Raw genomic sequence first — 12,368 nt, 5'->3', positions numbered from 1 at the left:
TTCTGGCCTATCCGTTGACGATCGTCCCGCCATTTGGGTGCAGCACCTGCCCCGACATGTAGCTCGCATCCTCGCACGCCAGGAACAGGAAGGACGGCGCCACCTCATTGGGCTCGCCGCGGCGGCCCATCGGCGTCGACTCGCCAAAGCTCTCCAGCTTCTCCGGCGTCGCCCCGCCCGAGGGATTGAGCGGCGTCCAGATCGGCCCCGGCGCCACCGCGTTCACGCGAATGCCCTTCTCGATCAGGTTCTCGGACAGGCTGCGCGTGAAGGCAGTGATCGCCCCCTTGGTGGAAGAATAGTCCAGCAGCTCCTTCGACCCCTGGTACATGGTGACGGAGGTGCAGTTCACGATCGCCGCCCCCGGCTTCAGGTGCGGCATCGCCGCCTGCACCAGGAAGAACATGCCGAAGATGTTGGTCTGGAAGGTGCGGCGCAGCTGCTCCTCGGTGATGTCGGTGATTTCCTTGTCGGCATGCTGCTCGCCGGCATTGTTCACCAGCACGTCGAGCTTGCCGAACTCCGCGATGACCTGCGCCACCGCCTGCTCGCAGAACGCCTTGTCGCCGACGTCGCCCGCGATGGTGAGCGCGCGCCGGCCCTCGCCGCGCACGATCTCGGCGGTCTTCTCGGCATCGTCGTGCTCGCACAGATAGACGATCGCGACGTCCGCGCCCTCGCGCGCATAGAGCGCCGCCACCGCACGGCCGATGCCGCTGTCCGCGCCCGTGACGATCGCCACCTTGTCCTTCAGCCTGCCGGAGCCGGGGTAGCGTGGCGTCCAGTCCGGCTTGTCGTCCATCCGGCTCTCGTGGCCGGGCAGCGCATCTTCATGGATCATCGGGTCGAAGTCGCTCATCGCGGAAGGCCTTTTCGTCTCTGGGGGTTAGCCGGAGAACGGGAGGCCGCAGCCGATGTTCCGACGTGGTCGCCTCGGCCCGATTGCCCCTTACGCCCACCCCGTTTGTCTCGAGTAGGGATCGAGCTTGTCGAGAGCCCGTATCGAGAGAGCCACCGCAACCGGTCTCTCGACACGCCATCTCGACAAGCTCGATGGCTGCTCGATACGAACAGAAGGCGAGGAGTCCACGCTCGCCCGCAACGTCGAGCGACCCTAAAGGTCGAGCTTCTCGTAATCCGGCGGCGGGGCCACGCCCTCCATCCGCTCGGCGAGCAGCGGGCGGAAGCTCGGGCGGCTCTTCATGCCGACGTACCAGCGCTTGGCGGTGGTGTGCGTCTTCCAGTCGATCCCGCCCAGATAGTCCGCGACCGAGATCTGCGCCGCGGCCGCCAGATCGGCCAGGCTCATGGTCGCCCCGCCCAGCCAGGCGCGGTGGTCGAGCAGATAGTCGATGTAGTCGAGATGCTCGACCGCGGCCTTCATCGCGTCGCGCAGCGCGCGCGTGTCGGGCGGCAGGCGGTGGACGATGCGCTTCTCCATCCGCTCCAGCAGCAACGGCCCGGTGATCTCGCGGAAGAAATGCGTGTCGAACCAGGTGACGAGCCGGCGGATTTCTGCCCGGTCGGCCGCGGTGCCGTTCAGCATCGCCGCCTTGTCGACCGTCTCCTCGAAATATTCGCAGATCGCCATCGAATCGATCAGCGTGACGCCGCGCTCGACGTCCACCATCACCGGCGTCTGCCCGGCGGGGTTCAGGTCGAGGAACTCGTCGCGGCGCGCCCAGGGCGACTCGCGCACGGGTTCATAACCGACGCCCTTTTCCGACAAGAGCAGGCGGACCTTGCGTGAAAAGGGACACAGCGGGAATTGCAGGAGCTGCCACATGGCTTTGCTGTTAGGCGGGCGGGCACGCGGGCGGAAGGGGCTTGATGCAGGACGGGCATAGAGAATGACGGCAGTGCTGTGGCTTGCGGGCGCGATCCTGCTGGCGGAAGTGTCGCGCCACCGTGCCGCCTGCGCCGGCGCGGTGCTGCTCGCGTGCGTGTCGGGCACGACATTGCCCGACCTCGACCTCTCGCTGGGCCTGGTCCACCGCAGCATCCTCACTCACGGGCCGCTGCTGCCCGCTCTGCTGCTGCTCGGGCCGTCACGTTGGCGTCCCGCGGCGGCCGGGCTCGCGCTCGGCATCGGCCTGCACGTCGCCGCCGACACTTTCCCCAACGCCATGACCGGCTATGCGACGGTGAAGCTGCCGTTCGCCGGCTCGATCGGCGCCACCGCCTCCTACCTCTGGCTCGCCGCCAACGCGCTCGCGCTGACCGTCGTCGGCGGAATGCTGCTGGCGCGCGAGTTCCCGCCCAGGTGGCTGGCCGGGCTGCTGGCGGGCAGCGGCGCGATCGGCATCGCCTATCTGTTCGTCACCGACGGCGGCTGGCCGGCACTCGGCATCTACGCCGCCTTCGGCTGGCTCGCCGTCCGCCAACGCAAGCAGGCGCGGATCGGCTGACGTCTGACAGCCATCAATCCGTTTGTCCTGAGTGCCATTGAACGCAGTCGAAATGGCGTATCGAAGGACCGCCTCAGGTGCTTCGATACGGGTCTTCGACAGGCTCAGCGGCAGCGGGTGCCCGGCCGCGTCGCCTCCCACGCCACCGCCTGCAACCGCTCGGCCATGTCGCTGCCGATGCCGAGCTCGATCGCGGAAGCCTCCTCGCGGCCCAGCGTCCGCGGATCGCGGCCGGTGATCTCGGCGAACACGATCAGCGCCTCCAGATAATAGCCGTACACGCTCGCGTGATACTGGTCGTAGGACCAGAGCGGCGCCTGATTGTAAGCGATGCCGTCATAGGGGTTCGCATCCGCGACGCCGCGCGTCATCGCGCAGTTGAAGCCCTCGCCCACCGGCAGCACGCGCGTGCCCGGCCGCACCGTCGCCGCCCGATCGTAGGCACGGCGCAGGTCACGGGCCATGGTCTCGATCGGCTTGCCCTTCCACGGGCTCGGCTTCTGGAACACCAGGTCCGGCCGCGACCAGGTCGCCATCAGCCGCAGGTCCACCTTGGGATTGCGCGCCGCGAACAGGGCGGACAGGCGTCGCACGCCCTCCACCAGCCCGGCGGGATCGCCCGGCTTCTCCGGATCGAGGGTGCTGTATTCCTGCAGCACGACATGGTCCCAGGCGCGGTCGAACCGGTCGCGGCGGTTCTGCCAGTGCCAGTTGAGCGTGCGGCCCCCGGCCGTCTCCAGCGACACCTGATAGTCGAGCCCGGCCTGGTCCGCGAACCGCTTGAACAGCGCCGGCACGCCGCCCAGACCCTCGCCGTTCAGGTCGGTGACGGTGTCGGGACGATATTTCCACGCGGGCGAGTTGGCGCCGAAGGTGAAGCTGTTGCCGACGAACAGGATCGTCTCCGCCCCCGCGGGAACAGCCCCCGCCAGCAGCGTGGCCGCCACGATCCCGATCCAGCGTGCGAACTTCATGCCTCTCTCCCGATGCGCCGCCTCTCCGGCCGCCCGCCGCTTCATCGGCATTCGGCGCGCAACTGCAACCGCCTTTGCACAAGGCGGGAGAAAAGATCCGGCACTGTGGGAGAGTGGATGCCCCGCGTGGATTCGAACCACGATTGACGGAGTCAGAGTCCGTAGTCTTACCATTAGACGACAGGGCAACGTCGTGAGGGCGCGCTGTTAGGGGGCGCGCGCGACGCGGTCAAGCCTGTTTTCACGCGGATGCGCGATCGACGCGCCGCGCACGCTCCGGCGACCCCAGCGGGCGCCCCGTCGCGGAACCCGTCTTCGCCGCCGTTCCGGTCCCAGCCTCGCCTTGCCGTTGCCAGAAGGTTCCGCTAGCTTTTCCGTCAAGCACCGAGCGGCGGATCTCCGCCGTGACGGAACAGAACATAAGAAGAAAGTGACGGCATGGGGGAATCCACCGCCCGGTTGCCGCACCGGCGGGGCGTTGCCCCCGCCCGTTCGGGACCACATGCACCAGCGCAATCGCGCTTTGCCAAGGCGCGCCATTTCGCGGCGCTGGACCTCGGCACCAACAACTGCCGGCTGCTGATCGCGCGGCCGCAAGGATCGGGCTTCGCGGTCGTCGATGCCTTTTCGCGAATCGTGCGACTCGGCGAAGGGCTTGCGGCGACCGGCCGGCTGAGCGAAGCCGCGATCGAACGCACCATCGCCGCGCTCCGGATCTGCGCCGACAAGCTGCGCCGCCGCAACGTCACCCTGTCGCGCGCCGTCGCGACGGAGGCGTGCCGGCGCGCGACCAACGGCGCCGACTTCATCCGGCGCGTACATGAGGAGACCGGTATCTTTCTGGACGTGATCTCGGCCGAGGAGGAGGCCCGACTCGCCGTGCTCGGCTGCCATGCGCTGCTGGAGCCGGGCGACGGCCCGGCGCTGGTGTTCGACATCGGCGGCGGCTCGACCGAACTGGTCCTGCTCGACACCGCGGGGCCGGTTCCCCGGGTCGTGGACTGGCACAGCACCCCCTGGGGCGTGGTGTCGCTGACCGAAAGCCTGGGCGCCGGCCGCGCCGCGCCGATCGCCAGCGGCGCGTTCGACGCGATGCGCGCCTGCGTGTCCGAAAGCTTCGCACCCTTTGCCGCGCGCCTGCCCGAGGTCACCGGCCAGCGCCGGCTGCTCGGCACCAGCGGCACCGTGACCACGCTTGCAAGCGTCCATCTCGGGCTCGACAGCTATGATCGCTCGGCGATCGACGGGCTGATCGTGCCGGCCGACGCGATGCGCCAGGTCAGCCGCCGGCTTGCCGGGCTGGAGCTCTCCGGCCGCGCCAAGGTGCCCTGCATCGGACCCGAGCGCGCCGACCTGGTGGTCGCCGGCTGCGCCATCCTGGAGGCAATCCTGGACCTGTGGCCGGCCGAGCGCCTCGGCATCGCCGATCGCGGCATCCGCGAGGGCATTTTGCGCCGCCTGATGCAGGGGCGCTACGCATGAGGGGCGCACCTCCGGGGCGCCAGCGCGTCCGCACCGCCCGCGGCCGCACCGCGCAGTCGACCCGCTGGCTCGAACGCCAGTTGAACGATCCCTATGTGAAGCGCGCCAAGGCCGAAGGCTATCGCAGCCGCGCCGCCTACAAGCTGCTGGAGCTCAACGAGCGCTTCCACCTGCTGCGCGGCGTCAAGCGCGTGGTCGACCTCGGCATCGCGCCGGGCGGCTGGTCGCAGGTCGTGCGCAAGCTCGCGCCCTCCGCCGCCATCGCCGGCATCGACCTCTTACCCGTCGATCCGATCGACGGCGTCACCATCTTCCAGCTCGACTTCCTCCACGAAACCGCGCCGGACCTATTGCGTGAGGCGTTGGGCGGCGAGGCGGACCTGGTGATGTCGGACATGGCGGCCAACACCGTCGGGCACCCGCAGACCGATCACCTGCGCACCATGGCGCTGGTGGAGGCGGGCGTGATGTTCGCCTGCGAAGTGCTGCGCCCCGGCGGCGCCTTCGTCGCCAAGTCGCTGGCGGGCGGCGCCGACAATGCCTTGATCGCCGAACTCAAGCGCAACTTCGCGACGGTAAAGCACGCCAAGCCCCCGGCAAGCCGCAAGGGTTCGTCGGAATGGTATGTGATCGCGCAGGGCTTCAAGGGCCGCGCGAAGGTGGCGGCGGAAGACTCGGCGGACGAGTAGGCCTCGCCGCGAGGGCGGCCTTCCACTGCCAGCTGGGCATCGTACCCCGGCGAAGGCCGGGGCCCAGTCGGGATGCGTTGGCGAGGGAGCGCACACCACCGAAAACTCCGGAGCTGGACCCCGGCCTTCGCCGGGGTACAGGTCTGCCTGCGCCTACGGGTTCAGGGACGAAGGACGAGCTACCACGGCTCCGTGTTTCCACGCCCCAGCCCACGCCTTGCCTTCGGCGAGGCGTTGCGCCACTCCCCACGCCATGAACGCTCCCGCTCCCAAGCCCTGGGTCCTCGACATCGCGCCCTATATTCCGGGCCGCGCGACCAACGACGGCGGCCGGCCGGTCGTAAAGCTCTCGGCCAACGAGAACCCGCTCGGCACCTCGCCCGAGGCGAAGGCGGCATTCGCGGCAGCCCAGGCGAGCCTGGAGCGCTATCCCGACCCGAGCGCGATCGCGCTGCGCGAGGCGCTCGCCGCCGCCCATGGCCTGGACCCTGCGCGCGTGATCTACGGCACCGGCTCGGACGAGCTGCTGCACCTCGCCGCCGGCGCCTATGCCGGCCCGGGCGACGAGGCGATCTACGTCCGCTACGGCTTCGCGGTCTACGACATCGCCATCCGCCGCGTAGGGGCCACCCCGGTGGTGGCGCTCGACCGCGACTATGCGACCGATGTCGACGCGATCCTGGCCGCGGTGACCGATCGCACCACGCTCGTCTATGTCGCCAACCCCAACAACCCGACCGGCACCTTCGCGCCCGCCGCCGAGATCGCGCGCCTGCACGCCGGACTGCCGTCGCATGTGCTGCTGGTGCTCGACCAGGCCTATGCCGAGTATCTGGAGCCGGAGGACGACGACCTCGGCCTCCAGCTGGTCGAGGCGCATGACAACGTCTTCGTCACCCGCACCTTCTCCAAGATCCACGGCCTTGCCGCCGAGCGGATCGGCTGGGGCTATGGCTCGGCCGCGGCGATCGACGCGATGCACCGCATCCGCGCGCCCTTCAACGTCACCACCGCAGGCCAGCTCGCCGCCATCGCCGCCGTCGGCGACACCGGCTTCGTCGAGCGCAGCCGCGCCCACAACCGGCAGTGGCGCGAGTGGCTGGCGGGCGAGGTCGCCGCACTCGGCAACGCCGGCCTGCGCGCCGTGCCGTCCGAAACCAACTTCCTCCTCGTCCTGTTCGAGGGGCCGGTCTCGGCCGAGATCGCCTACAAGGGGCTGATGGACGCGGGCTACATCACCCGCTGGCTGCCGGGTCAGGGCCTCGCTAACGGCCTGCGTATCACCATCGGCACCGAAGAGCAGATGCGCGGCCTGGCCGAGGCGCTGCGCGGGATCGTCGGCTGATGCTGCCCTTCGCCCGCGTCGCCGTGATCGGCCTGGGGCTGATCGGCTCGTCGGTCGCGCGCGCGGTGCGCGAGGCGATGCCGAACGTCCGCCTCACCGGCCACGACGCCGACCCCCAGGTGCGCGAGACCGCGCGCGCGCTGAACCTCGTCGACGACGTCGCCGATCATCCGGGCGCCGCCGTCCTCGATGCCGAGCTGGTGGTGCTGTGCGTACCCGTCGGCGCGATCGGTGCCGTCGCCGCCGAGCTCGCGCCCGACCTGCCCGAAGGCGTGATCGTCACCGACGTCGGTTCGAGCAAGGCCAGCGTCGCCCAGGCACTGGCGGAAGCGCTTCCCGGCGTCGCCGTCATCCCCGCCCACCCGGTCGCCGGCACCGAGCGCTCGGGGCCGGAGGCAGGCTTTGCGACGCTGTTCCGCAACCGCTGGTGCATCCTCACCCCCGCCGAAGACGCCGACCCCGTCGCCGTCGAGCGCGTCGCCGAATTCTGGCGCCGGCTGGGCGCCGACATCGAGCGGATGGCGCCCGAGCACCACGACCGCGTGCTCGCCGTCACCAGCCACCTGCCCCACCTGATCGCCTACACCATCGTCGGCACCGCCTCCGACCTGGAGGAAGTGACCCAGAGCGAGGTGATCAAATATTCCGCGGGCGGCTTCCGCGACTTCACCCGCATCGCGGCGTCCGACCCGACGATGTGGCGCGACGTGTTCCTCAACAACCGCGAGGCGGTGCTCGACATGCTCCAGCGCTTCTCGGAGGATCTGTCGGCGCTCCAGCGTGCGATCCGCTGGGGCCAGGGCGACGAACTGTTTGACCGCTTCACCCGCACCCGCGCGATCCGCCGCTCGATCGTCGAGCAAGGCCAGGACGACGCCCGCGCCGACTTCGGCCGCAACCACGAATAGCGGGGGCTCACCCAACACCGTACCCGGCGAAGGCCGGGGCCCAGTTGAGCAGCAGGCCGTGATGGAGCATGCCCAAGCCGTGCTCCTGCGAAGGGCAGGAGCCCAGGGTTGCGGGCATAACCGCCGTTGCTCTGCTTGGCCCTGGATCCCCGCCTGCGCGTGGATACAGTAAAGGGGCGAACGGGCCTGCTTCTTGAGCCAGCGCGCGGCGGGTGTGCCGCGGCCCACCCGCCGCCTTCCCACCTTGGCCCCGGCCTTCGCCGGGGCACAAGTACGCCTCAGTCCGCGAACGGATCCCGCACCAGGATCGTGTCCTCGCGCTCCGGGCTGGTCGACACCAGCGCCACCGGGCACTGGATCAGCTCCTCCACGCGGCGGATGTACTTGATCGCCTGCGCCGGAAGCTCGGCCCAGCTGCGCGCGCCTGCCGTCGACTCCTGCCAACCCGGCATCGTCTCATAGATCGGCTCCACCTTCGCCTGGTCGGCGGCGTGCGCCGGATAATAGTCGAGCGTCTCGTCGCCGAGCTTGTAGCCCGTGCAGATCGAGATTTCCTCGAACCCGTCGAGCACGTCGAGCTTGGTGAGCGCGATGCCAGTCACGCCGGACACCGCGACCGACTGGCGCACCAGCACCGCGTCGAACCAGCCACAGCGGCGCTTGCGGCCCGTGACGGTGCCGAACTCATGGCCGCGCTCGCCCAGCCGCTGGCCGGTCGCATCCTCCAGCTCGGTCGGGAACGGACCCGATCCGACGCGGGTGGTGTACGCCTTGGCGATCCCCAGCACGAAGCCGACGGCGCCAGGGCCCAAGCCCGAACCGCCCGCCGCGGTGCCAGCGATGGTGTTGGACGAGGTGACGAACGGATAGGTGCCGTGATCGATGTCGAGCAGCACGCCCTGTGCGCCCTCGAACAGGATGCGGCGGCCGCGGGTGCGGGCCTCGTTCAGGTCCCGCCACACCGGCCGCGCGAACGGCAGCACGAAGCCCGCGATCTCGCGCAGCTGCTCGAGCAGCGCGGCACGATCGATCGGCGGCTCGCCAAAGCCCGCGCGCAGTGCGTCGTGGTGCGCGGACAGGCGATCGAGCTGCGGCTCGAGCGAATCGAGGTGGGCGAGGTCGCACACGCGCAGCGCGCGGCGGCCGACCTTGTCCTCATAGGCCGGGCCGATGCCGCGGCGGGTGGTGCCGATCTTGCCGGCGCCGCTCGCATCCTCGCGCAGCCCGTCGAGGTCGCGGTGGAACGGCAGGATCAGCGTGCAATTGTCGGCGATACGCAACGTGTCGGGGGTGACCTCCACGCCCTGGTCGCGCAGGCGGGCCACTTCGTCGCGAAGCGCCCAGGGGTCCAGCACCACGCCGTTGCCGATCACCGAAGGCGTGCCGCGCACGATGCCCGAGGGCAGCAGCGACAGCTTATAGGTCTTGCCGTCGACCACCAGCGTATGGCCGGCATTGTGCCCGCCTTGGAAGCGGACCACCACATCGGCACGCTCCGCCAGCCAATCGACGATCTTGCCCTTGCCCTCGTCGCCCCATTGAGCGCCGATTACCGCCACGTTCGCCACGCCAGTTCCTTTATATGCGTGAAAAGCGGGGCCGCCCTAAAGCGCGGGGGCGTCCGCGTCCACCCGTAGAGGCCACGCGCGGCGCAGCGGGCAGCCGGGACGCCGCCCGATCAGTATTTCTGCTGGCGCTCGTAGAGCGAGCGATAATGCTGGATGCGCGTCACACGCAGCCCCGGCATGCCGGACCGGTCGATCGCGCGCTGCCAGCTGGCGAATTCCTCGGGCGAAAGCCTGTAGCGGCTGCAGACCTCGTCGATGGTCAGCAGCCCGCCGTTCACCGCCGCGACCACCTCCGCCTTGCGCCGGACGACCCACCGCGTCGTGTCGGGCGGCGGCAGCGAATCGAGCGTCAGCGGCTCGCCGAGCGGCCCGATCACCTTTGCGGGACGGATCTTCTGGTTCTCGATCATCTTCTACCTCTAGGGGCGCCGGCCTGCCCCAACACGACCGACTCCCGGTTCTGATCCCTGTTATGCCTCGCGGGTAAAGATTCCCTTCACCCCTGCCCTTCCCCCGGTGCCACGCGCGGCGGGCGCAGCGCTTCCGCAACCGCCGGATGGAACGCCCCGTGGCGCGGCGACAGCAAGCCTTCGCTTGCCCGTGCCATGGCGACCTTTGCCTGCACCCGGGCGGTGGCGCTTGCCGCCTGGCGCGCGCTTGCCCCCGCAAGCAGCACGGCCAGATCGACGGGCAGGGCGGTGACCGCAATGCCGCGCTCCAATCGGGCGAAACTCAGGTCCAACGAGACTCCTTCCAACCGTTCGGTAGCCGTCCGGTCTAGGGAAAGATGCTAAACAGCCCGTAAAAGCGGCTCCCTTCCGTCCTGCTTTTTGCATCCGCTCGTCGCGCCTCCTATGTGGCCGCCCATGATCGAAGGCGATTTCCAGCTCGAGTCCCCGGTGCGCGCGCGCCGCATCGTCGTCGCCATGTCCGGCGGTGTCGACAGCTCGGTGGTGGCCGCACTGGCCACGCGCACGGGTGCCGAGACGATCGGCGTCACGCTCCAGCTCTACGACCATGGCGCCGCGGTCGGCCGGGCGGGCAGCTGCTGCGCCGGCCGCGACATCCGCGACGCACGCGCGGTGTGCGACAGCCTGGGCATCGCCCACTATGTCTTCGATCACGAGACCAGCTTTCGCGAGAACGTGATCGACGACTTCGCCGACGAATATCTCGCCGGCCGCACGCCGATCCCGTGCGTAAAGTGCAACATGGGGCCCAAATTCACCGACCTGCTCGCGCTCGCCCGCGATCTGGGCGCGGATTGCCTGGCGACCGGCCATTATGTCCGCCGCGTGCTCGGCGCCGAGGGTGCCGAGCTCCACCGCGCGGTCGATCCCGCGCGCGACCAGAGCTATTTCCTGTTCGCCACCACCCGCGCGCAGCTCGACTTCATCCGCTTCCCCTTGGGCGGCATGCCCAAGGCGCGGGTGCGGGAGATCGCCGCGGAGATGGGGCTGGGCGTCGCCGCCAAGCCCGACAGCCAGGACATCTGCTTCGTACCCGACGGCGACTATGCCGGGCTGGTCCGCAAGCTGCGCCCAGGCGCCGACGCCGGTGGCGAGATCGTCGACCTGGAGGGCCGCGTCCTCGGCCGCCACGCCGGCCTCGTCGGCTTCACCGTCGGCCAGCGCCGCGGGATCGAGATCGGCGGCCAGCCCGAGCCGCTCTACGTGGTCCGGCTGGAGCCGGAGACCCGGCGTTTGGTGGTCGGTCCGCGCATCGCGCTGGCGGTCGGCGCCGCGCGGCTCGCCGACATCAACTGGCTGGGCGGCGACCGCGGCCAGCCGCTCACCGCCAAGGTCCGCTCGATGGCCAAGCCCGTGCCCGCGCGTCTGGAGGGCGACCGGCTGGTGTTCGAGGCTCCGGAATATGGCGTGGCACCCGGCCAGGCGGCGGTGCTCTACGCCGGCGACCGCGTGCTCGGCGGCGGCTGGATCGCGGAGACCGAGTCGGCAATGGCGCTGGCGGCCTGACGGAGCCTTAGCGCTCTCCCCACCAAATCCGTTTATCCCGAGTAGCCATCGAGTAGCGGCGCAGCCGCGTATCGAGAGGGCGTATCGAGGGAGGGTGGGCGCGCGGAACCGTACCTCGATACGAGCCCTCGATACGCTGCTGGCGCAGCTACTCGGTCTCTACTCGGCACGAACGGGGAAGAATGGATCGGCACGGAGTACAAGCCTCCCGGCCCCCACCCTCACGGCAGCAGGAAACTTCCCTCGATCACCGTCACGCAGCGCCCGCCCAGAACCGCGCGCTCCCCGTCCAGCCGCACGCTCAGCCGCCCGCCGCGTGCGCTCGCCTGATAGGCGGTGAAGCGGTCGCGCCCAAGCCGCTGCGTCCAATAGGTCGCCATCACCGCATGGGCGGAGCCCGTCACCGGGTCCTCGGCGATCCCGCAGCCCGGCGCGAACACCCGGCTGATCACGTCGGTGTCGCGCCCCGGCGCGGTGACGATCACGATCGCCTCGCCCTCCACCATCAACCCCGCGGGATCGGGCTGGAGCTGCTCGACCGTCTCGGCACGCGCCACCACCGCCAGCGCATAGCCGTTGGCGTGCCACAGCGTCTCCTCGACCGCACAGCCAAGCGCCGCCACGATCTCCGGCAGCGGCTTCGGCTCGGGCGCCCAGGCCGGCAGCACCATCGCATAGCCGTCCCCGTCGCGCGCCACCTCCAGCACCCCGGCACGGCGCGTGCGGAACCGCACCCGCTCCAGCGCCGGATCGGCCGACAGCAGCGTGTGGCCGCTCGCCAGCGTCGCATGGCCGCACAGCATCACCTCCTCGGTGGGGGTGAACCAGCGCAGCTCGCGATCGGCCTCGCCGCTCGCGTCGGGCACCAGGAACGCGGTCTCCGACAGGTTGTTCTCGGCCGCGACCTGCTGGAGCACCGCGTCCTCGGGCCAGGCGTCGAGCTGGAGCACCGCCGCCGGATTGCCGCCGAAGGCCGCGTCGGCGAACGCATCGACCTGCGTGAACGGTACCCGCATGC

Annotated in this window: 13 protein-coding genes and 1 tRNA gene; 6 read left to right on the top strand and 8 right to left on the bottom strand. The window is 70.0% G+C overall.

Annotated features, from left to right (window positions below; all coding sequences use genetic code 11):
- Positions 1-7 precede the first annotated feature (7 nt).
- Together EDF69_RS03735 and EDF69_RS03730 are read right to left on the bottom strand one after the other, a co-directional pair.
- Complete coding sequence (locus tag EDF69_RS03735; RefSeq protein ID WP_125961304.1) at positions 8-859, bottom strand: glucose 1-dehydrogenase; 852 nt, start codon at positions 857-859, stop codon at positions 8-10.
- 255 nt (positions 860-1,114) lie between these two features.
- Positions 1,115-1,786, bottom strand: coding sequence for a glutathione S-transferase family protein (locus EDF69_RS03730; protein ID WP_125961305.1), 672 nt, complete (start codon positions 1,784-1,786; stop codon positions 1,115-1,117).
- A 64-nt stretch (positions 1,787-1,850) separates the two neighbouring features.
- Here EDF69_RS03730 and EDF69_RS03725 point away from each other — a divergent pair, with 64 nt between their 5' ends.
- On the top strand, positions 1,851-2,408 hold the full coding sequence (locus EDF69_RS03725; protein ID WP_132883963.1) for a hypothetical protein: 558 nt from the start codon (positions 1,851-1,853) through the stop codon (positions 2,406-2,408).
- A 104-nt stretch (positions 2,409-2,512) separates the two neighbouring features.
- On the opposite strand, the gene EDF69_RS03720 is transcribed toward EDF69_RS03725, so the two are convergent.
- Together EDF69_RS03720 and EDF69_RS03715 are read right to left on the bottom strand one after the other, a co-directional pair.
- Positions 2,513-3,382: a PEP-CTERM sorting domain-containing protein gene (locus tag EDF69_RS03720; protein WP_132883962.1), complete on the bottom strand. Its 870-nt coding sequence runs from the start codon at positions 3,380-3,382 to the stop codon at positions 2,513-2,515.
- 114 nt (positions 3,383-3,496) lie between these two features.
- Positions 3,497-3,570: transfer RNA gene (locus EDF69_RS03715), tRNA-Gln, on the bottom strand.
- Between the two features lie 250 nt (positions 3,571-3,820).
- Between EDF69_RS03715 and EDF69_RS03710 the strand changes: the two genes are divergently transcribed.
- The 4 genes from EDF69_RS03710 to EDF69_RS03695 all read left to right on the top strand — a co-directional run bounded on the left by EDF69_RS03710 (position 3,821) and on the right by EDF69_RS03695 (position 7,806).
- Positions 3,821-4,864 carry a Ppx/GppA phosphatase family protein gene (locus tag EDF69_RS03710; protein ID WP_204991306.1) on the top strand — a complete coding sequence of 348 codons (1,044 nt, stop codon included), beginning with the start codon at positions 3,821-3,823 and terminating at the stop codon, positions 4,862-4,864.
- Entirely contained in the window at positions 4,861-5,553 is a 693-nt protein-coding gene (locus EDF69_RS03705) for an RlmE family RNA methyltransferase (RefSeq protein WP_132883961.1), read from the top strand. Before EDF69_RS03710 ends, EDF69_RS03705 begins: the two co-directional genes overlap by 4 nt.
- 253 nt (positions 5,554-5,806) lie before the next feature.
- Positions 5,807-6,898: a histidinol-phosphate transaminase gene (gene hisC, locus EDF69_RS03700; RefSeq protein WP_132883960.1), complete on the top strand. Its 1,092-nt coding sequence runs from the start codon at positions 5,807-5,809 to the stop codon at positions 6,896-6,898.
- A complete protein-coding gene (locus EDF69_RS03695; protein WP_132883959.1) occupies positions 6,898-7,806 on the top strand; it encodes a prephenate/arogenate dehydrogenase family protein in 909 nt (302 codons plus the stop codon). Before hisC ends, EDF69_RS03695 begins: the two co-directional genes overlap by 1 nt.
- A 278-nt stretch (positions 7,807-8,084) precedes the next feature.
- On the opposite strand, the gene EDF69_RS03690 is transcribed toward EDF69_RS03695, so the two are convergent.
- The 3 genes from EDF69_RS03690 to EDF69_RS03680 all read right to left on the bottom strand — a co-directional run bounded on the left by EDF69_RS03690 (position 8,085) and on the right by EDF69_RS03680 (position 10,116).
- On the bottom strand, positions 8,085-9,374 hold the full coding sequence (locus tag EDF69_RS03690) for an adenylosuccinate synthase (RefSeq protein ID WP_132883958.1): 1,290 nt from the start codon (positions 9,372-9,374) through the stop codon (positions 8,085-8,087).
- A gap of 110 nt (positions 9,375-9,484) precedes the next feature.
- On the bottom strand, positions 9,485-9,784 hold the full coding sequence (gene sciP, locus EDF69_RS03685; RefSeq protein WP_125961312.1) for a CtrA inhibitor SciP: 300 nt from the start codon (positions 9,782-9,784) through the stop codon (positions 9,485-9,487).
- A gap of 86 nt (positions 9,785-9,870) precedes the next feature.
- Positions 9,871-10,116 (bottom strand): hypothetical protein, encoded by a 246-nt coding sequence (locus tag EDF69_RS03680; protein ID WP_204991305.1) that lies wholly within the window; start codon positions 10,114-10,116, stop codon positions 9,871-9,873.
- A gap of 124 nt (positions 10,117-10,240) precedes the next feature.
- On the opposite strand from EDF69_RS03680, the gene mnmA reads away from it, so the two are divergent.
- A complete protein-coding gene (mnmA, locus tag EDF69_RS03675; protein WP_132883957.1) occupies positions 10,241-11,350 on the top strand; it encodes a tRNA 2-thiouridine(34) synthase MnmA in 1,110 nt (369 codons plus the stop codon).
- A 221-nt stretch (positions 11,351-11,571) separates the two neighbouring features.
- Here mnmA and EDF69_RS03670 read toward each other — a convergent pair whose 3' ends face one another.
- Positions 11,572-12,366: a PhzF family phenazine biosynthesis protein gene (locus EDF69_RS03670; protein WP_132883956.1), complete on the bottom strand. Its 795-nt coding sequence runs from the start codon at positions 12,364-12,366 to the stop codon at positions 11,572-11,574.
- Positions 12,367-12,368: the final 2 nt, after the last annotated feature.

This window comes from Sphingomonas sp. JUb134 (assembly GCF_004341505.2).
Classification (GTDB): Bacteria; Pseudomonadota; Alphaproteobacteria; order Sphingomonadales; family Sphingomonadaceae; genus Sphingomonas.
Note: the sequence above shows the minus strand (reverse complement) of the source record. Positions and strands in the feature narration are given on the sequence as shown.